This window comes from Thermodesulfobacteriota bacterium, from assembly GCA_040753795.1.
GTDB lineage: Bacteria > Desulfobacterota > Desulfobacteria > Desulfobacterales > Desulfosudaceae > JBFMDX01.
This window is the reverse complement of sequence record JBFMDX010000032.1, coordinates 1-24,022: the sequence shown is the minus strand read 5'-3', so window position 1 is coordinate 24,022 and position 24,022 is coordinate 1. Positions and strand designations below refer to the sequence as shown.

At 55.9% G+C, this 24,022-nt stretch carries 21 protein-coding genes, 2 tRNA genes and 1 riboswitch; of the genes, 11 read left to right on the top strand and 12 right to left on the bottom strand.

The window, feature by feature from the left end:
- Together AB1724_19995 and AB1724_19990 are read right to left on the bottom strand one after the other, a co-directional pair.
- The coding region (locus AB1724_19995; protein MEW6080098.1) for a DUF1566 domain-containing protein at positions 1 to 3,351 on the bottom strand (3,351 nt) is incomplete at its 3' end.
- A gap of 197 nt (positions 3,352 to 3,548) precedes the next feature.
- Positions 3,549 to 3,631, bottom strand: a riboswitch (cyclic di-GMP riboswitch).
- A 69-nt stretch (positions 3,632 to 3,700) separates the two neighbouring features.
- Positions 3,701 to 4,198 (bottom strand): MarR family transcriptional regulator, encoded by a 498-nt coding sequence (locus AB1724_19990; GenBank protein ID MEW6080097.1) that lies wholly within the window; start codon positions 4,196 to 4,198, stop codon positions 3,701 to 3,703.
- A gap of 313 nt (positions 4,199 to 4,511) precedes the next feature.
- Between AB1724_19990 and AB1724_19985 the strand changes: the two genes are divergently transcribed.
- Positions 4,512 to 6,182, top strand: a complete 1,671-nt coding sequence (locus AB1724_19985; GenBank protein ID MEW6080096.1) for a hypothetical protein — start codon at positions 4,512 to 4,514, stop codon at positions 6,180 to 6,182.
- 156 nt (positions 6,183 to 6,338) lie between these two features.
- On the opposite strand, the gene AB1724_19980 is transcribed toward AB1724_19985, so the two are convergent.
- The 4 genes from AB1724_19980 to AB1724_19965 all read right to left on the bottom strand — a co-directional run bounded on the left by AB1724_19980 (position 6,339) and on the right by AB1724_19965 (position 9,639).
- The gene (locus AB1724_19980) at positions 6,339 to 7,196 is read right to left on the bottom strand and encodes a bifunctional 5,10-methylenetetrahydrofolate dehydrogenase/5,10-methenyltetrahydrofolate cyclohydrolase (GenBank protein ID MEW6080095.1); all 858 of its coding nucleotides are present in this window, start codon (positions 7,194 to 7,196) and stop codon (positions 6,339 to 6,341) included.
- Positions 7,197 to 7,207: 11 nt separating this feature from the next.
- Positions 7,208 to 7,840: a cyclodeaminase/cyclohydrolase family protein gene (locus tag AB1724_19975; GenBank protein MEW6080094.1), complete on the bottom strand. Its 633-nt coding sequence runs from the start codon at positions 7,838 to 7,840 to the stop codon at positions 7,208 to 7,210.
- Positions 7,841 to 7,965: 125 nt separating this feature from the next.
- Positions 7,966 to 8,961 (bottom strand): TIGR00266 family protein, encoded by a 996-nt coding sequence (locus tag AB1724_19970; GenBank protein ID MEW6080093.1) that lies wholly within the window; start codon positions 8,959 to 8,961, stop codon positions 7,966 to 7,968.
- A gap of 12 nt (positions 8,962 to 8,973) precedes the next feature.
- Positions 8,974 to 9,639, bottom strand: a complete 666-nt coding sequence (locus tag AB1724_19965) for a DUF533 domain-containing protein (GenBank protein MEW6080092.1) — start codon at positions 9,637 to 9,639, stop codon at positions 8,974 to 8,976.
- A 249-nt stretch (positions 9,640 to 9,888) separates the two neighbouring features.
- Here AB1724_19965 and argC point away from each other — a divergent pair, with 249 nt between their 5' ends.
- From argC to AB1724_19925, 8 genes are all read left to right on the top strand, one after another.
- Positions 9,889 to 10,926, top strand: a complete 1,038-nt coding sequence (gene argC, locus AB1724_19960) for an N-acetyl-gamma-glutamyl-phosphate reductase (GenBank protein MEW6080091.1) — start codon at positions 9,889 to 9,891, stop codon at positions 10,924 to 10,926.
- Positions 10,927 to 10,998: 72 nt separating this feature from the next.
- Positions 10,999 to 11,073 (top strand) — tRNA-Gly (locus AB1724_19955).
- Between the two features lie 11 nt (positions 11,074 to 11,084).
- Positions 11,085 to 11,158, top strand: a tRNA-Cys gene (locus tag AB1724_19950).
- Positions 11,159 to 11,186: 28 nt separating this feature from the next.
- Positions 11,187 to 12,026 (top strand): 3'(2'),5'-bisphosphate nucleotidase CysQ, encoded by an 840-nt coding sequence (gene cysQ / locus AB1724_19945; GenBank protein MEW6080090.1) that lies wholly within the window; start codon positions 11,187 to 11,189, stop codon positions 12,024 to 12,026.
- A gap of 88 nt (positions 12,027 to 12,114) precedes the next feature.
- Positions 12,115 to 13,572: a mannose-1-phosphate guanylyltransferase/mannose-6-phosphate isomerase gene (locus tag AB1724_19940; GenBank protein ID MEW6080089.1), complete on the top strand. Its 1,458-nt coding sequence runs from the start codon at positions 12,115 to 12,117 to the stop codon at positions 13,570 to 13,572.
- Positions 13,569 to 14,669: a flavodoxin-dependent (E)-4-hydroxy-3-methylbut-2-enyl-diphosphate synthase gene (gene ispG / locus AB1724_19935; GenBank protein MEW6080088.1), complete on the top strand. Its 1,101-nt coding sequence runs from the start codon at positions 13,569 to 13,571 to the stop codon at positions 14,667 to 14,669. The genes AB1724_19940 and ispG overlap by 4 nt, the downstream gene beginning before the upstream one ends.
- Before the next feature lies 1 nt (position 14,670).
- Positions 14,671 to 16,194, top strand: coding sequence for a proline--tRNA ligase (gene proS, locus AB1724_19930; protein MEW6080087.1), 1,524 nt, complete (start codon positions 14,671 to 14,673; stop codon positions 16,192 to 16,194).
- A 41-nt stretch (positions 16,195 to 16,235) separates the two neighbouring features.
- Entirely contained in the window at positions 16,236 to 18,398 is a 2,163-nt protein-coding gene (locus tag AB1724_19925) for a bifunctional (p)ppGpp synthetase/guanosine-3',5'-bis(diphosphate) 3'-pyrophosphohydrolase (protein ID MEW6080086.1), read from the top strand.
- A 9-nt stretch (positions 18,399 to 18,407) separates the two neighbouring features.
- Here AB1724_19925 and rpmB read toward each other — a convergent pair whose 3' ends face one another.
- The 6 genes from rpmB to AB1724_19895 all read right to left on the bottom strand — a co-directional run bounded on the left by rpmB (position 18,408) and on the right by AB1724_19895 (position 22,642).
- On the bottom strand, positions 18,408 to 18,599 hold the full coding sequence (rpmB, locus tag AB1724_19920) for a 50S ribosomal protein L28 (protein MEW6080085.1): 192 nt from the start codon (positions 18,597 to 18,599) through the stop codon (positions 18,408 to 18,410).
- A gap of 100 nt (positions 18,600 to 18,699) precedes the next feature.
- Positions 18,700 to 19,485 (bottom strand): outer membrane protein assembly factor BamD, encoded by a 786-nt coding sequence (locus tag AB1724_19915; GenBank protein MEW6080084.1) that lies wholly within the window; start codon positions 19,483 to 19,485, stop codon positions 18,700 to 18,702.
- A gap of 21 nt (positions 19,486 to 19,506) precedes the next feature.
- Complete coding sequence (locus AB1724_19910; protein ID MEW6080083.1) at positions 19,507 to 20,772, bottom strand: hemolysin family protein; 1,266 nt, start codon at positions 20,770 to 20,772, stop codon at positions 19,507 to 19,509.
- 34 nt (positions 20,773 to 20,806) lie between these two features.
- Positions 20,807 to 21,004, bottom strand: a complete 198-nt coding sequence (locus AB1724_19905; GenBank protein ID MEW6080082.1) for a DUF2892 domain-containing protein — start codon at positions 21,002 to 21,004, stop codon at positions 20,807 to 20,809.
- Between the two features lie 169 nt (positions 21,005 to 21,173).
- The gene (locus AB1724_19900) at positions 21,174 to 21,656 is read right to left on the bottom strand and encodes a DUF456 domain-containing protein (protein ID MEW6080081.1); all 483 of its coding nucleotides are present in this window, start codon (positions 21,654 to 21,656) and stop codon (positions 21,174 to 21,176) included.
- 17 nt (positions 21,657 to 21,673) lie between these two features.
- Entirely contained in the window at positions 21,674 to 22,642 is a 969-nt protein-coding gene (locus tag AB1724_19895; GenBank protein MEW6080080.1) for a nitronate monooxygenase, read from the bottom strand.
- Positions 22,643 to 22,802: 160 nt separating this feature from the next.
- On the opposite strand from AB1724_19895, the gene AB1724_19890 reads away from it, so the two are divergent.
- Together AB1724_19890 and AB1724_19885 are read left to right on the top strand one after the other, a co-directional pair.
- Positions 22,803 to 23,360, top strand: a complete 558-nt coding sequence (locus tag AB1724_19890) for a hypothetical protein (protein ID MEW6080079.1) — start codon at positions 22,803 to 22,805, stop codon at positions 23,358 to 23,360.
- 37 nt (positions 23,361 to 23,397) lie between these two features.
- Entirely contained in the window at positions 23,398 to 23,907 is a 510-nt protein-coding gene (locus tag AB1724_19885; protein MEW6080078.1) for a hypothetical protein, read from the top strand.
- The last annotated feature ends 115 nt before the right edge of the window (positions 23,908 to 24,022 follow it).

The window sequence follows — 24,022 nt, the reverse complement described above, 5'->3', positions numbered from 1 at the left end:
CTGCCAGCGGGTTTTAAAGTGGGTGCTGCAGTCGCCGGGATCACTGTAAGGGCCGGACCGCAGGGTGGGCGTCAGGCTGACGCCGGTGGCGCCGTTGGCCGGAGAGGTCAGTACGGGTCTGTCCGGCCGGGTGTTGCAGGCCTGGTCACCGATGGTCAGGGTGACGGTGTCCGTGTCGCTGGCGCCGTTGGTGTCGGTTACCGTCAGCCGGAAGATCAGTGCCGCTCCCAGGGCGTCAGCGGGCACGTTAAAGGTCGGCTTTATGGCGGCCGGATCGGACAGGGTCACGGTCGGTCCTTCGGTCTGTTCCCAGAGATAAGCAGTGATGGCGCCGTCCGGATCATAGGAGTCCGAGCCGTCCAGAGCAACATTCGTATTCACCGCCACGACCCGGTCCTCGCCGGCATCAGCCACGGGCGGCAGATTGTTCCCGCCGCAGGCCAGATCCTCGCCGGAACAGTCTTCGTCAATACCGTTGCCGCAGATTTCCAAAGCGCCGGGATGGACCGCGGCATTGGTATCATCGCAGTCGGTGTTGTCGCTTACATAACCGGCCGGCTGCACCAGGTCGATGACGGACACGGCCGGGTCGCCGTAACCGTCGCCATCGCTGTCCCGGAACCAGGCCACGCAGCCTTCGTCCACAAAACCGTCCAGGTCGTTATCAATGCCGTCGCAGACTTCCGTATCATCATCCGGCGGTTGCTCCAGACAATCAATGACGCCGTTGCCGTCAAGATCAACATCCGGGTTGCCGCAGCCGCAGGCACCGGCAGACATCTTGTTCGGGTCATTGGGACAGCCGTCGTTGCAGTCCGGCGACGCGTCGCCGTCGCTGTCCGTGTCTGCTATGCCGCAGCCGCAGAGGCCGGGATCGATCTTGGACGGATCGTCCGGGCACCCGTCGTTACAGTCCAGGGTGCCATCGCTGTCACTGTCCGTATCGGCTACGCCGCAACCACAGGCTCCGGGCTCCAATTTTTCGGGATCTTCGGGACAGGCATCGGCCGCGATGGTCAGAGTGATGCTGTCCGTATCAGTGGAACAGCCATTGCCGAAAACTGTCAACTGGAACGTGAGTGCCTGGCCGACCGCGCCGGTGGGAACGGTGAAAGTAGGCTTAACCGCAGTCGTATCGGACAGGACAACTGCCGGACCGGCTGTCTGCAGCCAGGCATAGGCCGTAATATGTCCGTCCGGGGCAAAGGAATCTGAACCGTCCAGAGTCGCTGTCGTATTTTCTATAATGGCTCGATCATCTCCGGCATCAGCCGTGGGCGGGATGATTTCCAGCCGACGCCCGCTGCGCACCGCCAGCCCGTATAACGAAGTGCCTTTATCACCACTCATATAGAGTGTACCCAAAGAAAAATCTACCGCCCAAGTGCGATACGGAATAGATTTCAGCGTTGTAGACGTATAATACTGGACACTAGTCGGTATATCCGGGAAATAAGTCGTATCAATAGCTGGAAGAAAAGTTTCATGACCCGCGATGGACACCAGCTCTTTTGGCGTAGGCAGGCGCCAGTCATCATACCCGGCCAGGGCCAGGTTTTCACACCAGTCCAAAGCTTCTTTCAAGGTCATGGTATCATTGCTATAGTTGATAATACCGTCGTCATTGAGGTCTGCCGGGTATTTCGTCCACATCAGACCGGTATTGTTGTCAGTGACTGTGCCGTCGTCGTTATCCGTAAATGACGGATCCGTCGTTCCCCCGCGAACCAACACCAACCCGATACAACCGGCTTTTCCGATGGGACCATATTCGCCGCGAGTGAAATTTATCGACATGACATATTCCGGGTTATTAAAGACTTCCGTCGATGACCAATAGTAGTTGCCGGACATATTAGGAAAGAAGGTGGCATTCACGGCCGGGCCGTGCCTGCCGAGATCGAGAATATTGTTCAGTTCTTTATATGTAGGCATACGCCAGTCGGAAAACCCGCCGAATTTGGTGGAATTAATGCCGGGGATATAAATTGATTGTGCCCAACCCCAGAAGCTGGTTAGTGGGGCGCTTATATTCGGCTTCCAGATCAAGCCGGTTACATTGTCCCGGGTCATGGCCCAGTCGGCGATGTTGTCATCGGGCAGTTGGTTTCCGTTTATATCCAGTTTGGTGTAGCAGGGCGGATTGATGGTATATTGCGCGTCCTGTCCGTAATATGCCTCCCCTTCAGAAGGGCAGGGCTCAAGAACATTCCCGGCCGAGTCATAACATTCGGTCTGGCCGGTGTCCGGCAGAACGCATCCTTCGTCAATCAACCCGTCATGATTATTGTCGATGCCGTCCCCGCAGATTTCCACGTTGTTGCGCACCGCGCGCACCATATACTTCCATTCTTTACCAAGGTAAGATTGCCTGCTGTTAGCGAAATAAACCCCATAGATAGTCCCTAGTTGATGAACGTCGGGCGTGGACGACCAGTAAGAGAAATTTAATGTATCCGGAAAATAATCCGTGTCGATTGCTGGTTCCTCTTTAGTGTAATCCACCAGGGATTTTAACTCACGGATGGTGGGCAGTCGCCAGTCATTATGCCCGGCAAAGGTCGAATGCTCACACCAGGCCAGGGCTTCCTTCCATGTGACCGGGTCGTGAGTGTAGTCAATCACGCTATCACCATTCATATCTGCGGTCTGCTGCATCCACATCAGGCCGGTTGAGGTATCGGTGACCGTGCCATCACCATTGTCCTTATACAACGGCGTCCGTTTCATCCCGCTCACCGCGAAAGTAGCTTCCTGAAAAAATTTATTGCTGTTCAATATGGTGGCGTCAAGTCCACAGAACTTGAGCAGCCAAATTCCACCGGGGTAGAATACCGTAGTCGTAGCGGTGTTGTAGTAGATATTCTCATCCCCTATTTGCTTTAAGTTCGGGAAATAATTTGTATCAATCCCGGTGCCAATGACGTTATAATGATTAATAGTGAGCATTTCTCCCAGGGTGGGTATTCGCCAGTCGGAACGGCCGCCGAAATTGGCGTTGTTTAATTTAGCGAGGAAGTCTTCCGTGTCCGTGCCGTTTCCGGGTTCTCCGGCATCACCGCCGTTGGTTGCCGGGTTGCTGTCATACCAGGAGTAAGCATTATCCGCGTCGTGGGGATTGTTGTAGTTTACGATACCGTCTTTGTTGGTTTTCACCTCCCAGAGCAGACCGGTGACATTGTCCCGTACAATCGCCCAGGAGGTGGCGGAATCCGGAAGAGTGTTCCCGCTGGCATCCAGCTTGGTGTAGGACATCGGGTGAAAAGTGTAACTGGCGTCCTGGCCGTAGTAATCCTCGCCCGGTCGGGGACAGGAAGGCAGAACGCCACTGCTTCCGTAGCAGGTGTTCACGCCGCTCTCCGGCAAAGGAAAAGGAATTAAAGGCGATGCCGCGGAAAATACCGCCGCGCCGGTAAAAAGCATAACCGCAACTGCGACCAGACAAAATTTTTTATTTTTTCTCATAATCCCCCTCACTTTCTCTGTCCCCCAATAAAAAGCTGGACAGTCTGCGGTTGAAGACAGCCTGGCTTCAAACCTGTCCCCCTCATGGCGGCCCGGCTGTCTTTATTTTTTTTAAAGATCCGTTGCTTTCCGTCCCCCGGTCACCCGGGGTTTGGCTTTAGCATGAATGGTAAATTATACGGATTTTAATTTAGTGGAGATGCAACACTTTCTCCTTCTTCAATACCCCTGTTCATTAATTCCGCAACCCACCGTCCTTATCCGATTCCCCGGTTTCCGAAACCCCCGACAGCGCCATCCATTGATCAAAGGTCCGGTTCACCCGCATGATCGCTTCGGTCAGCGTCCGGGTTCCCTCGGGCGTCAGTTGCAGTGAGTCCGCGATGACATGTGAGATTTCCGCCTGCCTCTGCCGGACCGGCTCCAGCATCCGCCGGCCTTTGGCTGTCACGGAAAAGACATTGGAGCGCAGGTCTCGGGGGTCTTCCCGGCGGGAAACCAGTTTTTTCTGGTGAAATCTTTTCAGGATGCCGGACATGGTGCTGCGGCTGACTTTCTTGAAAAAAGCGGACAACTCGGAAAAGCTGGCTTCCTTTTTCTTATCCAGGTAGTCCAACAGGATAAATTCTCTTTCGGTCAACTGCCCGAACCGTTCCTGCTCCCCTGTGGTTTCAATGAACAGCTGAACCCGGAACCAAAGTTGATCAATTGTTTTTCCCAAGTTGTCGGCCATGACGTGCGCCCCCATTGTTTATAGATGATTTTTCCGTTACCGCTGCCGGAATTTTTCCCCTGGTATTTTCTTATCCAAAAACTGGATGGTTTGTTTCTTTGAATTGTTTAATTTCTGAACTATTAAAAGCAAAATATATACCACCGTTGGAATAACCCCGGAGAGCTGTATAACGACTTGAATTTAAGCGTTTTATGTTATAAAAAAGATTGAAGGGTTTTCGACGGAGGGAAGTGTTTTACAAATAATGTTATGATCCAGTGACATTATTTGTCATGGCGGCTGGTTGATCCGACTTTTATCAGGTATTTTAATGAAAATTCTGCTGGCTGGACAGTGGCTATTTTGTGCCCTTCTTTTGCTGCTTCTCGGGATCGCCACGCTGAGGCTGATTACGATTGCCATCAAAGAAGATAAGCCGGATCCCATACCCTTGTGGTCGTTGTGGGCGCTGGGAACAGCGGCGCTTACCGCCATCTTATTGGTCACGCATTTTTTCCTGCCGATCAACTCTTACCTGATCCCCGTGGGTATGGCCGCGTTTTATGCGGCCGTTGACCGCAGGTTTGTCGCTTTCGTATTGAAACAGCAGGCCGCCGCCATCAGGCAAATCCACTGGATCATCATTCTTGTGTTTTTTGTCGTTTTGACACAAATACTTTTCTACTCATTCAATCCCATGACCACCTACGATACCTGGCTGTATCATGACCAGGCTTTAAAGTGGAATGAGCAATATTCCATAGTGCCCGGACTGGGTAATTTACACACGCGATTGGCCTATCCCAGCACGTTTTTTCTGACCAATGCCTTGTTTGACAATAATACGACGTATGTTTTCAGCTCGTTTTTGTATATTTTCCTGTTGTGCCTGGGGTCGGGTGGGCTTAACCGGGTTTTGCGCCGGCAGATAGATGTGCTTTCAGTGGCGCAGAGCCTCTCGCTTATCGCCTTGCCGGTCTTCATCCGGGATCTTCCCTCGCTTTCCAATGATATCGGCGGCGGCATTTTTTATATCGCCGCCATGGCGCTGATCAGTATGGCGGAAACGCAAAAGTCCCCGGCGCGTAAAATTATGGCGTTGTGGGTCAGTCTTTACGCCATTACCGTCAAGCTGACGTTTCTGCCTCTGGGATTGTACGGCCTGTATTTGCTGTATGATGATTTAAAGAATAAAAAATATTTTACGGCCCTATTTGCTTACGGCCTGCCGGTGGTATCCTTATACATCCCCTTTTTAATAAGAAACGTCATTGTTTCCGGGTATTTGATTTATCCATTCAGATATGTGGATTTTTTTAATGTGGAATGGAAGATTCCCCTGCGGACGCTGGTCTCAGACAGTCAGTGGATTGCATCCTGGGCAAGGGTGCCGGGGCTTTCTCCACAGGAGGTGTTAGGGCAGGGGTTCATGCATTGGTTCCTCCCATGGATTAGCGTGGATTATAATATGGTGTTCGTTATGCTTTTCGTTTTTTGTTCACTGGTCTTTTTTGTCAGTTTTCTTGTCTTGAAAACAGATAGGGCCACAGACTTTCCAATTGCCTGTCTGATCTCCCTGATCAGCGTGCTTTTCTGGTTTATGACAGCACCCGATATCCGATTCGGTTTTTCAATCATGCTGGTCTTCGGCTCGTTTTCCATAGCGCCGCTGCTGTGCAGGCTCATAAAATCCATTTCAGAACATAAATGGTCTCTGCCTGTTGTGGTAAGCGTTTTTTGCCTTTCCATTTCCATCGGCTCACTTTATTGCGCGGGGAAAAAACCAAAGATGCAAACGGTTGCGGAACTCAATCAATTAGTTAAGGAACACCAGGAAGAAGCGTTTGTCATTAAGATAGTTGAGGAAAATATTACTTTTTATAAGCCATTATATAAAAACTGGTGCATGACCTCTCCTCTGCCCTGCACGCCGTATGATACGCCTCCGCTTCAATTTAAGATGCGGGGTGAATCGATCAAACAGGGATTCAATCCCTCTTAACTTCCGATCCTGCCGATATTGTCCCAGGTTTTATGCCAGAGGCGGACACCCTGGCCCATAAACAAAAAAAAGCAGCTTTCCGATCGAATGTGAGGGTCGGAAAGCTGCTTTTTGTCTTTAATCAGGCGTTGGTCAGCCCGGTGCCGTCCGGGTCGATCAGGCTGTTTGCTGTTCGCAGGCTTTGAGGGTCTGCTTGCACAGTACCGAGGTGGTGACCGAACCCACGCCGGCGGGTACCGGCGAGATTCTGGCTACGATCGGTTCGGCTTCCGCGAAATCCACGTCGCCGCAGTACTTGCCGGGGTTGTCCGGGTCCGGGTTGATGCCCACGTCGATGACGATCTGGCCCGGTTTGACAAAATTGCCCTTGACCATCTTGGCCTTGCCCACGGCCGCGATCAGGATCTCGGCATCCTGGCACACGCCGGCCAGGTTCTCGGTCCGGGAATGGCAGATGGTGACCGTGCCGTGCTCACGCAGCAGCAGCATGGCCAAGGGCTTGCCCACGACCAGGGACCGGCCCACCACGGTGCACTTCTTGCCTTTGATGGGGACGTTGTAGAAATGCAGCATCTCCATGCAGGCCGTCGGTGTGCAGGGGGGAAAGCCGGTGGGGTCGTCGGTGAAGATCTTGGCGGCGCCGCCGGTGGTCAGGCAGTCGACGTCTTTTTCCACCGGGATCAGTTCCCGGATTTTCCGGGCGTCCAAATGCTTGGGCAGGGGGAAGAACATGAGGATGCCGTGCACGTCCTTTTTGGCGCCGACGCCGGTCACGGCTTTTTCCAGGTCTTCCTGTCCGATGGTTTCCGGATATTCGAACACTTCGCATTCCATGCCGATGCCGGCGCAGGTTTTCTTGGCGCCGCCCTCATAGAACAGGTCGTCCGGCCGGGCGCCGACGCGGATGATGCCCAGCTTGGGAGAGATACCGCGGCCTTTGAGTTGAGCGACCTTTTCCGTCAGTTCCGCTTTGATCGCTTCTACCACGGGTTTCGCTTTCAGAATTTCCGCCATTTTGCAACTCCTTATTTCTTCAGTTTGGTAATCACCAGGTTGAGGGTTTCATCCGCCAGCTTGGACCCGTCGTTAATCAGCTGGTCCATTTCCGTCTGCGTTTTTCCCTTAAAATCCGGATCTTTGATTGTATTAAGGTTAATGATTACATTAAGGCTTCCGGCGACCAGGGCGCTCTTTAAAAAGGTCACGCCGCAACCCACGTCCGACAGGGCCAGCATGGATCCGATCTGGCCCATGCGCTGATGGATTTTGATGCCTTCATAGGCATAGCGCATGATCTCCATGGGCACCGAGCAGGCTACCTTGCTGCAGTTCTCGATGGTGATTTCCTTCTGCTTGGCCTGTTCCGGGGTGTCCTTGGGCAGTCCGTAGGCTTTGGAAAGGGGCTCGAACACCTCGGCGTCCTTGTCCACCAGTTCCTTGAGTTTTTCGATAATCTCGGTACCGCGATCCATGAGCTTCTTGACCTCATCCTCGACCTCGGCATATTTCTTCTTGCCCACGGTCAGGTTGCCGACCATGTTGCTCAGGCACATGCCGATGGCACCGCCCAGGGCCGCGGCTCCGCCCCCGCCCGGGACGGCGGCCTTGGAGGCGAGTTCAGTCAGAAACTGCTTGCATGAATAATCCATCATTGACATTGTTCTTTTCTCCTTTTCTTGTCTGGGTCCGAAGACCGGTTTTCAATATATTAATAAGGTACGGTTATTTTAGGCCCATTATCCATAGCAAGGCCGTCCCGGTGTGTCAACAGGATTAGGCGGTCTTATCTGTCGCCGCCCAGAAGGGTACCCAATCCTCCCAGGACGGATCCCTCGCCGGTGCTGCCGCCGCGCTGGGGGGCCGCCTGGAGCATGCGGCCGGCCAGGCGCGAAAAGGGCAGGGACTGGAGCCATACCCGGCCGGGTCCCTGCAGGGTGGCGAAGAAAAGTCCTTCACCGCCAAACAGGGCTGATTTGATGTTGCCGGCCTGCTGGATGTCGAACTGCACGCCGGGCTCCAGGGCCACGATGCAGCCGGTATCCACGTGCAGCGTTTCCCCGGCCTTCAGGGTCCGGTCCACCACCGTGCCGCCGGCGTGCATGAAGACCAGCCCGTCGCCCTCCAGCTTCTGCATGATGAAGCCTTCGCCGCCGAACAGGCCGGTGAGGATTTTTTTCTGGAAAAAAATGCCGATGGCCACACCTTTGGCCGCGCACAGGAAACTGTCCTTCTGGCAGATGAGAACGCCGCCGATCTCTTTTAAATGCACCGGAATGATATTGCCCGGGTAGGGCGCGCCAAAGGCCGCGTGGGCCTTGCCCTGGCCATTGTTGGTAAAGACGGTCATAAACAGACTCTCACCGGTGATCAGGCGCTTGCCGGCGCCCAGCAGCTTGTCCATGAAGCCGCCGCCTCCCGTGCCCGAGCCGTCACCGAAAACGGTCTGCATTTCCACCCGGCTGTCCTTGTACATCATGGCGCCGGCCTCGGCCAGGGCGCTTTCGCCGGGATCGAGCTCGATCTCGACGAATTGCATCTCGGCGCCCATGATTTTAAAATCGATTTCATCGGAGCGCCGCGAGGCGCCTACCGGCGGCGGCATGGCCGCCTGGGCCGCCTGGGGCGAGGTCAGTTCGCCGACGCTGGCGATGGGCTGCCACTGGGCAAAGCCTTCCCGCCAGGCAAAGCCGTTTGAATTTTTGCGGGCCTGGGCCGCGGCCTGGGCCTGGTCCATGGGGCCGATCTGGTTACCGTCATAGCTCAAAAACCACTGGGTCATGGGGATCTCCTTTTAAAAGAATACATTGACGCCGGCCTGTTCATGGAGGGCGGCCAGGGTTTCCTTGTCCAAACGAAGCGCTCTGGCCAGGCCCTGCAGGTAGTCCAGTTCCTCATCCGTATCCACCGTGATAGCCAGCAGGGAAGCCAGGTACACCTGACTCGCCAGTTCAGGCGTTGCGGCGGCCGCCGCGATCTCCCGCATGGGTCTGGGCTCCAGCAGTTCCTGCATGATGAACTGATGCTCTTCCGGGCTCAACTGGACGCTCTTGAGCCGGTCCAGGATGGCGGTTCGTTCCGGGGCGTCGATGACGCCGTCGGCATTGGCCGCGGCGATCATGGCCCGGATCAGCAGAACAGCCTGGTCGGAACCGGAGTCGGCGGCAGCCGGGGGCGGGACGGGCGGTCCGCCCGGCGGGGGAGGGGGAGGCGCCGACGCCGGCTGGCCGGGAGGGGGCGGAGGTACAGTTCCCGCTACACCCGCTCCGGCTGACGATGGTGCCGGCGGTATCATGCCACTACCGGCCGTCCCGGCCGGTCGGTTCATATAATGTTCCACGGCTTCCATGGCCACGCCCAGCAGCCCCAGGGCCGCGCCGCTGGAGACCAGGGACCCCAGACCGCCGCGCTTCATGCCGCTGCGCAGCAGTCCACCCAGGAGTTTTTCAGGATTGAACATGGTTTGTTCTCCTTCCTTTCATATGGTTTTTTGAGTTTTTTTATCATGATTCACTTTCCCCGGCAATGTCGAATTAAGAAGGTTTAAGGTACACGGTTTGAGGTTCAAGGGGCGTTTTACCTCAAACCCTGGACCTTGAACCTTAAACCGTATAAATTTTCATTGCCATCATTTTATAATGATGCGATTATCCAATAATGCTAAAAAGTGCGCATATAAAACATAACTATTTAATAAGATAGAGGAATTATGATCAGAGCGGTGGTGGTGGGCGCGACCGGGTATACCGGGGCGGAACTGATCCGGCTGCTGGTCCGGCATCCGGACGTGGAAGTCACCATGGTAACGTCCCGGCAGTATATCGGTCAGCCGGTGGCGGATATCTATCCGTCTTTTGCCGGCGACGTGGATGCCGTTTGCCGGGAATTTTCAGCGGATGAAGTGGCGGAAAACGCGGATGTCGTATTTACGGCCCTGCCGCACGAACTTCCCATGACGATCGCTCCCGGGCTCCTGGACCGGGGCTGCCGGGTGATCGACCTGTCGGCGGACTTCCGGTTTTCCGATCCCGGGGTCTATGAAACGGTTTACCGCCAGCACACGGCCCCGGATTATTGCCGGCAGAGCGTTTACGGGTTGTGCGAGATCTATCAGGAGAAAATAAGGGAGGCTCGGCTGGTGGGCAATCCCGGCTGCTATCCGACCAGTATCCTGCTCCCGCTGATTCCCCTGATCCGGCGGGAAGTGCTCGGCGGCACCGCCATAATTGCCGATTCCAAGTCCGGCGTCAGCGGCGCCGGCCGGTCGCCGTCACTGGGCGTGCATATCTGTGAGGTCAGCGAGTCATTCAAGGCCTATAAGGTGAACGGTCACCGCCACGCCCCGGAGATAAGAAGCGTGTTGAGCGCCGAGGCCGGCGGCCCCGTGGGGCTGACCTTCGTGCCCCATCTGGTGCCGATGATCAGGGGAATGCTGTCGACCGTATATGCCGATCTGGCCGGAGACCTGACCGCCGGGGATGTGCGGGATATCCTGGGCGACTGTTACCGCGGTCGGAAATTTGTCCGGATCTGTCCGGAAGGCCGGTTCCCGGAAACGCGGTTCGTGCGGGGCAGCAACTACTGCGATATCGGCGTGGCCGTGGACGCCCCCACCCGGCGACTGATCCTGGTTTCCGCCATCGATAATCTGGTTAAGGGCGCTTCCGGGCAGGCGGTGCAGAACATGAATATCATGTTCGGCCTTCCTGAAGACCGCGGTCTGGATATGATTCCTTTTCCGGTCTGACCCGAATATTTCATGAATTTTCTATTGACAAGGAGAGACAAAGAAGTTTAAAAGACGGTTTATCCACAACGAGCGGGAATAACTCAGTGGTAGAGTGCAACCTTGCCAAGGTTGAAGTCGCGGGTTCAAATCCCGTTTCCCGCTCCATTTTTTTTTGAGGCGGCATAGCCAAGTGGTAAGGCATCGGTCTGCAAAACCGACATCTCCGGTTCAAATCCGGATGCCGCCTCCACCGCCAATCTCCCCGGGAAACAAGCAGGATGGACGATGATTTTCAGTTGCTATTAGTGTCTCTTCGGGCCGGTGCCGAAGCCGGCCAGGCGATTCTGGACGTGTATCATTCGGATTTCGCCGTAGAGCAGAAGGAGGACAAAACTCCCCTGACCCTGGCCGACCGGCGGGCCCATGAGATCATCACCGCGCATCTGGCGCCTACGGGCATTCCGATTCTAAGTGAAGAAGGCCGGAACATCCCTTTTCCCGAGAGACGCCAATGGAAACGGTTGTGGATGGTCGATCCCCTGGACGGCACCAAGGAGTTCGTCAAGCGCAACGGGGAGTTCACCGTCAATATCGCCCTGATCGACAACGACGCCCCGGTCATGGGCGTTGTGCTGGTGCCCGTCAAGTCCCTGCTCTATTTCGGCGCCAGGGGGCTGGGCGCTTATGTGATTGAGGACCAGAGCGTCATTGACGACGTCGGCACGGGGAATATCCGGTCCGTCGAGGAGGTCCTGGCCCGGGCGACATCTCTGCCCAGAGCGCTCCCCCCGCGGAGCACGCTCAAGATTGTCGGCAGCCGTTCCCACCTGACCGATGAGGTCAGGGACTTTGTGGAAAAGATGCGGGAGGCGCACGGCGAGGTGGAGTTCACCAGCGCCGGCAGTTCCCTGAAAATCTGCCTGGTGGCGGCCGGCGAGGCGGATATTTATCCCCGGCTGGGGCCGACCATGGAATGGGATATCGCGGCGGGACAGGCCGTGGCCGAGAACGCCGGGGCCCGTTTTTACTGTCATGAAACCGGGCAGCCCATGGTTTATAACAGGGAGAATATGACCAATCCCTGGTTTATCGTTGAAAGGGCGGGTTTTTCGCGCTGACGGATGGCCCGCGCTGGCGGGCCGGTGAGCGATTTGCGGACGTCGTGTCGCGGACGGCCCTGTCGGTCAATAGTGTTCCGGAGGAAAGATGCTGTTCCCCGTTATTCTTGCCGGGGGATCCGGCACGCGGCTCTGGCCGCTTTCCCGGCAGTTTTATCCCAAGCAACTGATGCCCCTGACCGGTTCGGATACCATGATCCAGGCGACCGTGCGGCGCCTGGCCGGCGTTCCGGACATGGGCCGTCCCATTGTCCTGTGTAACGAAATTCATCGCTTCATGGTGGCCGAACAGATGCGCAAGATCGAGGCCGCTCCGGACCGGATCATCCTGGAGCCATTCGGCCGGAATACCGCTCCGGCGGTGGCGGTGGCAGCCCTGGCGGCCCTGGAACGGGACGGTGATCCAACCCTGCTGGTCATGCCTTCCGATCATTACATAGAGGACGGTCGTTTTGCCGACGGATATTCCTTTTCCGAGGCGTTGACCGTCGGTCGCTTTTTCGCCGACCTGGGCGCCCTGATCGCCTTCGGCGTGGTTCCGGCTGCCCCGGAAACGGGTTACGGGTACATACGGAAAGGCAGCCCTCCGGAGATTTCCGGTGGGGTGCCGCTGGAATTTGCCAAGGCAGCCCGGATCGACGCCTTTGTCGAGAAACCGGACAGACAGACGGCCGAAGACTATCTCCGGACCGGCCGGTATTTCTGGAACAGCGGTATGTTCATGTTCAAGGCCGCGGCGATGCTGTCGGAACTGGAAAGATTCGCGCCTGATATCGTGCATCATTGCCGGGAAGCGGTCGTCAAAGGACGAGTCGACCTGGATTTCTTCCGGCTGGATGAGAAAATGTTTGAAGCCTGCCCCTCTGACTCCATTGACTACGCCGTCATGGAAAAAACGGACCGGGGCGTGATGGTACCGCTGGCCGCCCGCTGGAACGATCTCGGTTCCTGGGAAGCCCTGTGGGGCGTAGGCGACAAGGATGGGGATCGGAACGTGATCGAGGGGGACGTGGTCACCCGGGACGTCACCAACTGCTACCTGAGGTCCACCTCCCGGATGCTGGCGGCGGTCGGCATCGACAACCATATTATCGTGGAGACCGCCGACGCCGTCCTGATTTCGCCCCGCGACCGGGCCCAGGACGTAAAGGCCATCGTCGACCAGCTAAAGCAGGGCAGCCGGCGGGAGGCCCTGAACCACAAGACCGGGTACCGGCCCTGGGGTACCTGCGAGCAGTTGGTGATCTCCGGGCGGTTTCACGTCAACCGGCTGACAGTCAGGCGCGGGGAGAAGCTGTCACTGCAGCGGCATCGCCACCGGGCCGAGCACTGGGTGGTGCTGTCCGGCCGGGCCCTGGTCCGCAAGGGCGATCAGGTTCTTGAATTGACGGCCAACGCCTCGGTGGACATCCCCCCGGGTGTTGTGCACCGGCTGGAAAACATCGGCGACGGCGTTCTGGACGTGATCGAAGTTCAGACCGGTGAGGTCCTGGGCGAGACGGACATCGAACGGCTTGAGGATGTCTACGGCAGGTCAATGTCATGACGGCTTTTAACATCAAAAGGAGGAAAACGCGGCGGATTCATGTCGGCCCGGTACCCGTGGGCGGCGGCGCGCCCATCGCCGTTCAGTCCATGACCAATACCGACACGTCCGACGTGGCGGCAACGGTGGCCCAGATCGACCGTTTGCAGGAAGCCGGCTGTGAGATCGTCCGGGTGGCGGTGCCGGACATGGACGCGGCCGAAGCCATTGCCGCTATTAAAAAACAGATCCGGATCCCGTTGATTGCCGATGTCCATTTCAACTGGCGCCTGGCCGTGGCCGCGCTGGAAGCCGGCGCCGACGGCCTGCGCATCAACCCCGGCAACATCGGCGGTCGGGACAAGACATGCAAAGTGATCGCCCGGGCAAAAGAAAAGGGTGTGCCCATCCGCATCGGCGTGAATGCCGGATCCGTGGAAAAGGACCTGTTAAAGAAACATGGCGGCCCGACGGCCGCGGCCATGGCCGAGAGTGTTTTTCGCAATATCGCCATTTTCGAAGCAGCCGGCTTTGACAATATCAAAATATCGGTCAAGGCCTCGGACGTACACCGCACGGTGGCCTGTTACCGGCTGGTGGCCGAACAGTGTGACTATCCGCTTCACGTCGGGGTGACCGAGGCCGGCGGGCTGGTACCCGGACTGGTCAAGTCGTCCGTGGGCATCGGCCTGCTGCTGGCCGACGGTATCGGCGATACCATCCGCGTTTCCCTGACCCGGGATCCGGTGGAGGAGGTGCGGGCCGGTTTTGAAATTTTAAAAGCTCTGGACATCCGCCGGGTCGGGCCGGAAATCATCTCCTGCCCCACCTGCGGCCGGTGCCGGATCGACCTGTTTTCCATCGCCGAAGCGGTGGAGCGGAGTCTGATGAAGATGCGGGCGCCCTTTACCGTGGCGGTGATGGGCTGTGCCGTCAACGGTCCCGGGGAAGCCAAAGGCGCGGATGTGGGCATTGCCGGCGGAGACGGCGCGGGTGTGTTGTTTAAAAAGGGACGGATCGTAAAGACCATGCCCGAAGATAAACTGGTGGAGGCGCTGCTGAAGGAAGCCCAGCGGCTGGAAAAACAGTGGCGCAGGAAGAGCGACAAAAAGGAGTAACATGGCAAAGCAGGAGCAGCAGGGCATCTCCCCGACACGGGCGGAGAATTATGCCGAGTGGTATCAGCAGGTCGTCCGGGCGGCGGACATGGCGGAACTCTCGCCGGTCCGCGGCTGCATGGTCATCAAACCGTGGGGATACGAGTTGTGGGAAAATATCCGTTTCACGCTGGACGGCATGTTCAAGTCCTGCGGCGTGAAGAACGCCTATTTTCCCATTTTCATCCCCCTGGCGTTTCTGGAAAAGGAAGCGGCCCATGTGGAAGGGTTCGCCAAGGAGTGCGCCGTCGTCACCCACCACCGGCTGGAAAAATCCGGTCAGGGATTGGCTCCGGCCGGACCGCTGGCCGAGCCGCTCATTGTCCGGCCGACGTCGGAGACCATTATCGGCGACGCTTTCTCCCGATGGGTGAAGAGTTACCGGGACCTGCCGGTAGTCATCAATCAGTGGGCCAATGTTGTCCGCTGGGAGATGCGCACCCGGATTTTTCTGAGGACCACCGAGTTTTTATGGCAGGAAGGCCATACTGCCCACGCCACCGAGGCCGAGGCCACCGAGCGCATGGCGCAGATGCTGGATATGTATGAGCTCCTGGCCAGGGACTACCTGGCCATTCCGGTCATCAAGGGCCGGAAAACCGAAACGGAGCGCTTCCCCGGCGCCGTGGAAACGCGTTGCATCGAGGCCATGATGCAGGACCGGAAGGCCTTGCAGGCCGGCACTTCCCACATGCTGGGCCAGAATTTCGCCCGGGCCTCGGATATCCGTTTCCAGACGGAGAAGGGCGAAGAGGCTTTCGCCTGGACTACCTCCTGGGGGGTGTCCACCCGGCTTATCGGGGGGCTGATCATGTGCCATGCCGACGACGACGGCATGGTCATGCCTCCCCGCATATCCCCGGCCCATGTGGTGCTGCTGCCGATCATCCGCAAGGAAACCGACCGCCAGACGGTGATGACGGTGGTGGATAATCTGGCCCGGCGGCTCAGGAGCATAACCTACGCCGGGCGACCCCTGACGGTGGAGACGGATGCCCGGGACCTCGGCGGGGCCCGGAACTGGGAATGGATCAAAAAGGGCATTCCCCTGCGGGTCGAGATCGGGCCGCGGGATATCGAACAGAATTCCGTTGCGGTGGCCAGAAGGGACCGGAGCCACCGGGATAAAACCTTCCTGGGCCTGGAGCAGTTTGAAGCGGAAATCGTCAATATCCTGGACGATATTCAGGCGACCCTGCTGGGGCGGGCCGTGGCCCACCGGGAACAGAACACCGTACGGATCGATGATCAAAAGGCGTTTTATGAATTTTTCACGCCGAAGAATCCGGACAACCCGGAAATTCACGGCGGCTTCGCCCTGTCGCCCTGGTGCGGTTCGGCCCGGTGCGAGGAAAAAATAAAGGAAGATCTGTCGGTCACCATCCGTTGTCTGCCCCTGGATGAATCACGGGCGGCGGATGCGGGCCCCTGTGTCTGCTGCGGTGGCCGGGGTGAAATCCGGGGTGTCTTTGCCAAGGCCTATTGATAACGGCGAAAGTCGCCTTTAACACGGTTTGAGCCTATTTAATGATACGTATTACCGATATTCTCGACACCATGACCAAGTATAACCCGGACGGGGATACGGGTATTGTCGAGAGAGCCTATATCTATTCCGCCAGGGTTCATGAAGGCCAGGTCCGTCTTTCCGGCGAGCCCTACCTGTCTCATCCGCTGGAGGTGGCCGGCATTCTGGCTTCCATGAAAATGGACAGCGTCTGCATATCGGCCGGTTTGCTTCATGATGTTCTGGAGGACACCAACGCCACCGAGGAAGACCTGCGCGAACTGTTCGGTGAGGAGACCGTAAAGATCGTCAAAGGACTGACCAAGTTGAGCGCGCTGCCCTACAACAGCGCCCAGGCGCGGCAGGCCGACAGTATCCGGAAAATGATTCTGGCCATGGCCGATGATATCCGGGTGATCCTGATTAAACTGGTCGATCGTCTTCACAACATGAGAACCATTCAGTTTCATAAAGAGCACAAGCAGCAGGCCATTGCCCAGGAAACCATGGACATTTACGCGCCTATCGCCGCCAGGCTCGGTATTTACTGGATCAAGAACGAGCTGGAGGAGATATCTTTCCGGACCCTTTATGCCGAGGTTTACGCCTCGATCAGCGGTAAAATCAGCAAGAACAGGGAGGAGCGGGACGCCTATATCGAAAGCGTCCGGGAATATATATCCGAAAAAATGGCCGCCAGCGGACTGAAAGGCGAGGTGTCGGGCCGTCACAAGCAGATATACAGCATCTATCAGAAAATGCAGACCCAGGACCTGCCGTTTGAGGAGATCTATGACATTATCGCCTTCCGCATCATTTTAGACACCGTGCCCCAGTGCTATGAGGCCCTGGGGATCATCCATTCCCTGTGGCGACCGATCGCCAAAAAGTTCAAGGACTATATCGCCCTGCCCAAAGCCAATATGTACCAGTCCCTGCATACCACGGTTTTCGGACCCTTCGGGGAGCGCGTGGAGATCCAGATCCGGACGCGGGAGATGGACTCCATCGCCACCTCCGGTATCGCCGCCCACTGGAGTTACAAGGAAGGGAAAGCGCTGCCGTCCAAGGAAGGGAACCCCTTCTCGTGGATCCAGAACCTGATCGAGGCCCAGAAAGAAATCGACACGCCCGGGGAATTTCTGGAAGACGTCCGGCTGAACCTGTTTTCCGACGAAGTCCATGTGTTCACGCCGGGAGGGGAGGTGCGTTCGCTGATCCAGGGGGCAACGCCCATTGACTTTGCTTATTTGATCCATACTGAAATCGGCCATCAGTGCGTCGGCGCCAAGGTGAACGGCCGCATGGTCCAGCTGTCCTATATTCTGAAAACGGGCGATATCGTGGAGATTCTGACCTCGTCCAAGGGCACCCCCAGCCGGGACTGGCTGAATTTCGCCCGCACCGCCAAAGCCCGTTCACGGATCAAGCGGTGGATCAAGGCCCAGGAAAGGGACCGGAGTATTCAATTGGGCCGGGAAATGTGCGAAAAGACTTTTTCCAAATACCGGCTCAACTTCAGCGAAAGCGTCAATTCCCCCGAAATGGCGCAGGTCATGGAACAGCTGGGGTTTAAGACGATCGACGACATGATCGAGCATGTCGGTTACGGAAAAGTGACTCCCCGGCAGGTGGTCCAGAAGTTTTTCCCCAGGCTGAAACCCGCTCCCGACGAGGAACAGTCCCTGTTCAATCGGCTTTTTTCGCGCATGATCAAGAAAAAACCCGCGGACGGGGTGATCGTTCACGGGGTGGACGACATGCTGGTCCGGTTCGCCAAATGTTGCCAGCCGGTGCCGGGTGAACCCATAGCGGGATATATCACCCGCGGAGCGGGGGTGGCCGTTCACCGGGCGACCTGTGTCAATGTCGTCAAAGCCCCGCGGGAGCGGCGGATCGATGTCTCCTGGGCCGATGACCGGTCGTCGAAATACCCGGTGAGAATCCGGGTCCGGTCGTTTCCCCGGAACGGGCTGCTGGCGGAAATTACCTCGCTGGTCAGCCAGCAGGGGGCCGATGTTATTGCCGTCAATACCGAAGATAACGCGGACCGGTCACGGGATTACATCTGTTCCCTGACGGTGGACGGGGCCAGGCAGCTGGATAGCGTGATTGCCGTGGTGAAAAAGATAAAATCCGTTTATGACGTTAAGCGGTTAAGCACGTCGCCGGAAGAGCATTGACCGGGGGCGTTACGCCGCCTTGACGACAAGGCCCGATTTGATGCACTCGGTGCAGGCGTTGATTTTTTCCACATGCCCGTTACGGATTGCCCGGACTCTCTGGAGGTTGGGGTAAAACCGGCGCCGGGTTACGTTATGCGCGTGGCTGATGTTATGCCCGATCATGGGTTTTTTCCCGCATATATCACATTTTTTAGACATGGATGATTATCCTTTCCGTTTGTTCGATTTTCGTAATTGTCACTATCTTTATTAAAATCAAAATTTATACCGGGTTTTTTCAGGCCAGTAAAGTTCTTTTTTATTCGGCCTGCTCTTTTTTCTGATTTTCCGTATCCTCGTTCAGTTTTTCCCGGCACAGGGCGATATACTGCTCGGCGGTCTGGACGTCACCGACGTCAGCGTAGAGATTAACCACTTTTTCAAACCGGTCCAGGGCTGATTTGTAATGCTTTGATTTAAAATAGAATTTTCCCACATAGAGATCGTGGGCAGCCAGGCTTTGCCGGCACTTGACAACGAGGTCGGCCGCTTTGGCGGCATATTCGCTGTCCGGGTATTGCCGGCGCAGTCGGTAGAAGGCGTCCATGGCTTTTTCCGCCGGCGTCTGGTCCCGGTCGATGGTGTCCAACCGGTTGAAATGGCAGAGCCCGATACGGTAAACGACCATGGGAATGGCTTCATTGCGGGGGTGCAGCCGCTCGAACTCTTCGTAGGCGATGACCGCTTCTTCGTACTCTTCCATATAAAAATGGGCGTCGGCGATTTTCAGGTCGGCCGTAATGGCGTGTTTACTGAACGGATACCAGTCCCGAAGCTTTTCAAAGGCTTCGATGGATTTCTGGTACTTTCTTTTCTCAAACGCTTTCAGACCCTCATCAGCCAGTTGATCGGCGGTTTTCTCTTCCTTGACTTTGCCGCAGGCGGCGGCCAGACAGACAATGAGTATACAGATGGTGAAAAACGTCAGTCGTTTCATGAGAATGCGTTTATCTTCATTATAGGGGGTTGCATTATCGACGGGGACATTATTCCCCACCAGGGCCCGCCGGGTCGTCTTGCCGTGTGTCTTCCTTATGCGTTTCATGCGGTTATGTCAACATGAAAATCATTCCTGCTCATCGTCCTCCTGATCCGTGTCTTCCGGCTCAACCTGGCCGGTATCGGTAACGACGAGGGAGACGATGCGGTTGGCTTTCATGTCCTTTACGGTTATTTTAAATCGGCCCAGCTTGAATGTCTCTCCGGCTTCCGGTATCCGCCCGATCTTCCAGAGGACATAACCGGAAAAAGTGTCGTATTCCCGCGATGGTGCGATATGCATGGGGATTTTTTCGCTTATCTCTTCAATGTCCGATTTTCCCAGGACAATCCACTGCGTCTTGTTGACTTTTACGATATGCGGCTCGTATTTATCGGTTTCATCGACAATATCCCCCACCAGTTCTTCCAGAACATCTTCAAGCGTGATCAGTCCGGCCACGTCGCCGTGCTCGTTAATGACGATAGCCATGTGGCTTTTCCTGTTTTTGAATTGTTTCAGGAGGCCGTTGAGCTTTTTGGATTCCGGGATAAAATAGGGTTTGGTCATGATCTTGCGGATGTTGACCGGGTCCCTGGAGACGGCGCACTGCCGGAGAATATCCTTGATATTTATAATACCGATAATGTTGTGAGAGTTGCCTTCATAGACCGGGATGCGGGTGAAACCTGATTTGATGACATGGGCCAGGGGCAGGGGCTTGTCGGCATCAATGACTAACATATCCATGGCCGGGGTCATGATTTCCGAGGCGCTGGTGTCGTCCAGTTTGAAGATGTTGTGGATGAACTCTTTTTCTTCCCCGTTGATTTCTCCCTCTTCTTCGGTGACCTCGATGATTGCTTTCAGCTCTTCTTCGGTTATGGTCGGAGGCGGCTTGATCCTGCCGGTAATCCGGGGGATAAAGTTGAGCAGCAGAATGATTGGATAAAAAAACAATGATATTAAGTAGAGGGGGTATATGATGGCCCTGGCGATCATGATGTTGTTCTTAGCGGCAATGGACTTGGGAATAATTTCGCCAAAGATCAGAATAAAAAAGGTCATGATGCCGGTGGCGATTCCGACGGCATTATTGGGAAAAACTTCCAGGGTAATGGCTGTGGCCAGGGCCGATGCCCCGATATTGACCAGATTATTGCCGATGAGGATAGTCGAAAGAAGCCGGTGGGGATCGTCTTTCATCTTCTTGATGAGGACGTCAAGGCGATGTTTTTTATTGGCCATGAAACGGGCTTTGGATCGGCTGATGGAGAATAGAGCCGTTTCAGAGGCGGAAAAGAAGCCCGACAGCAGCAGTAAAAGAACCAAAACGAAGATTTGTGAGGTCATGGTCCGGCTTTTCCGTTTTTATTTGTCACACTCTTTATTTTTTGCAGGTATTGATACCCAGAGGTGTGTAGAGCGGACAATATCCGGTGATGGCGGACATGAGCATGGTGCCGCTCATGACCAGTAGCAGGGACCAGTAACCCGGCAGCCACCCCAGCAGAAAAAATACGATGATGGTAATGGAAATGATCAACCTGACGATCCTGTCGATGGTCCCCTCATTTACCTGCATGCCCCGTCTCCCCGTAAGCGATGATTGTTTCCCGGATGAGATCCGGTCCCGTCGCGAGAATGTTCCGATTTACACCCTATCATTGAAACTATAAGGTCAGGCCTCGTAATAATCAAGTAAAATCCGGATGCTGGCCCTCTTCACCCGCATTGATCGGAGAATATCCGGGCTAAAACATTTTTGTGATGTAGAAAAAAAACGCTGTCAGGCAGTAGGCCAGCTTGATGGCCGCGCCGATAAAGTTGCCGACAAGGACCCCCCAGCCCACGCGCATGGCCTGGCCCGTACTTTTCCCCATGGCGAGCTCCCCGGCGATGGCGCCGATCAGGGCGCCTGCAAAAATGCCTACCGGCGGAAAGACGAAAATGCCGATGACCATGCCGATCACTGATCCCCACACGCCGAATTTGGTGGCGCCGTATTTTTTAGCGCCGGCCGCGGAGACGACATAGTCCAGAAGCGTCATGCCCACGGCGATGGCGGCCATGACCAGCAGGAAAGTCAGGGAAAAGGGCTGCCAGTCCCTGGCCAGGTCCAGAATAACCAGTGACAGGAAGCTGAGCATGGGTCCCGGCAGCAACGGCAGGATGCATCCGACGATGCCGGCCAGGGCCGCGATAAGTCCGATGATGATCAGTACGACGGACAGCATCAATTATCCGGTCATTATCAAGAAGCGCATTTTATGGCGTTACGGGCCTGTTCGGCTTCGGCCATGATCCGCGCGAACAACTCAGCCACCGTGGGGATGTCGTGGACCAGCCCCACCCCCTGGCCGCAGGAGATGACGCCCACGTTGCAATCGCCGTTGGCGTACATCTGCCGGGCTTTGTCGCCCGCCACCACGTTCAGGACTTCCTCGAAACTGCCGCCATCCTTTTCAATGGCCGCGCACTTCTGGGCGGCGGCATTGGCCCAGACCCGGTGGGTGGCGCCGATGGAGCGCATGATCAGCATGGTATCCAGCTCGCTGGCAGAAAGCAGGGCCTGCTTGAGGTTGTCGTGAATGGGGCACTCTTTCGTGGCCATCAGCCGGGTGCCCATGATTACTCCCTGGGCGCCCAGGGCCAGCACCGCCAGCACGCCACGTCCGTCGGACACGCCGCCGCCGCCGATGACCGGGACGTTCACCGCGTCCACCACCGACGGCACCAGCACCAGGGTGCCGATGTCAAGCTTGCCGGTGGCGCCGCCGTTTTCATAGCCGACCACGGTGATGATATCCGCCCCCAGGCTGACGGCTTTTTTGGCGTAACGGATGCCGACGCATTTGTGGATCCAGGTCATGCCGGCTTTTTTAAACCGCACGCAAAGGTCTTCCGGGGCCGAGTGGCCGGACGTCTCCACGATTTTGACGCCTTTTTCGATCATGACGTCGACATAAATATTGTTGTCGATGGCGGTCATGGCCGGGAAAAGGTTGATGTTCACGGCAAAAGGCTTGTCCGTGGCCTGTTGGATCCGGTCAATGGCCGCGGTAAAATCTTCTTTTGTTTTGTATATGGCCGAGGCCAGAATACCCAGCCCGCCGGCATTGGCAATGGCGGCGACAAAATCCGCCGTGGAAATAGACATCATGGTGCCGCCCACCAGCGGGTATTGAATGCCCAGCATTTCCGTGATTTTCGTTTTAATCATGTTCCACTCCTTAATGTTCATCAACAGGTTGTCGGTGTCATATGGAAAGGGCAGGGGGCTTCGTTTAATAAGCATTATTATTCTGGCGCATTACCTTGACACCCGTTACCGTTTTATTCCATACTCGGGCAGTTTTGTAAATATAATTCGGGGGGTAACCATGTCATTCTCCAAGTCAGCCTCATGGCTGCGCCGCAAATGCGCCAATAAACGGCTGGCGGTATTTACCGGCCTGGTGTTTGTCGCTTCCCAGGGACTGATCGCCTATACCATCCGGGATCTGCCTCCGGAAAAACTGGTCGTGCTCCAGACCACCTTTTCCAAAATGAAGTTTTTAGCCATCATCGGCGTCTGGAAACTGACCGGTGTCCTGCCCCAATTCAAGGCCCATTTTTATTTCGATTTTTTCCATCCGGTCTGGTACGGGCTTTTCCTGGCGTCACTGATTGCCCTGGCGTTAAACGCCAATGCCATATCAGAGCGATGGAACGGCCTGATGTTTATTCCTTTCGCGGCGGCAACCCTGGACCTGGTGGAGAATATGGTCCATGTGTATTTTCTGCTCGATATCCGGCGGGTGACCGATGCCGCCGTTTTTATCGGCGCCTCGGCGGCCTGTTTAAAATGGGTGCTGGCGGGAGCCGGGGTGTTGATTGTTGCCGGCCTGGCGGGCAGGTGGGTGGCTGGCCGCCTGGCTGGCAAGTCAGCCATGAGTTGATTCGTTTTTTATTTTTTATGAGGAATGATTTTTTTATATGTACTTTTCTTTGGCGCAAAGAAAAGTACCAAAAGAAACATTCTCCGGCAGCTTGGCCACGCCACGGGCGTGGCTTCCCTCGCGCGAATATTTTTTTCGGCGCGGACAGGAACTCGCTTGGGAATTACCACTGAAGCTGTTTTTCCGGAATTTTACTGTTCCAGTTTTTGATGTTTTGCATTGGGAAACCGGCGCTCAAACAGCCTGTCCGCTGTTTCCGAAAAAAACGTCCGCGCTCGGCTGCGCTGCAACGGGCAGGGGAGTTGGCAACCTTTTTCCCATCGTCATACCGGATACCGACCCTTTGTTCGTTCGTCATGCCGGCGAAGGCCGGTATGAAGTTGATATTATTTATTTTTATGGCTCACGGTTCACGTTTCGTTCCGATCCATTGGCCGGGATGACGATAGCACAGGGTTTACACCCATCCAGCAGATACAATCCACTTGTATTTAATGGAAAATCAGGCAAAATACAAAAAGGGGGACAAAAACGAGAATCACAATAATATTAATGTTCAAGTAAGCGGCCGCAGGATTGGATGCGATAATAAGTGGCAACAAGATAGATTTTGGGGGCAAGCACAGTCGTAAAAAGGGCTTTACGTTTCCAACTTCAGAAGC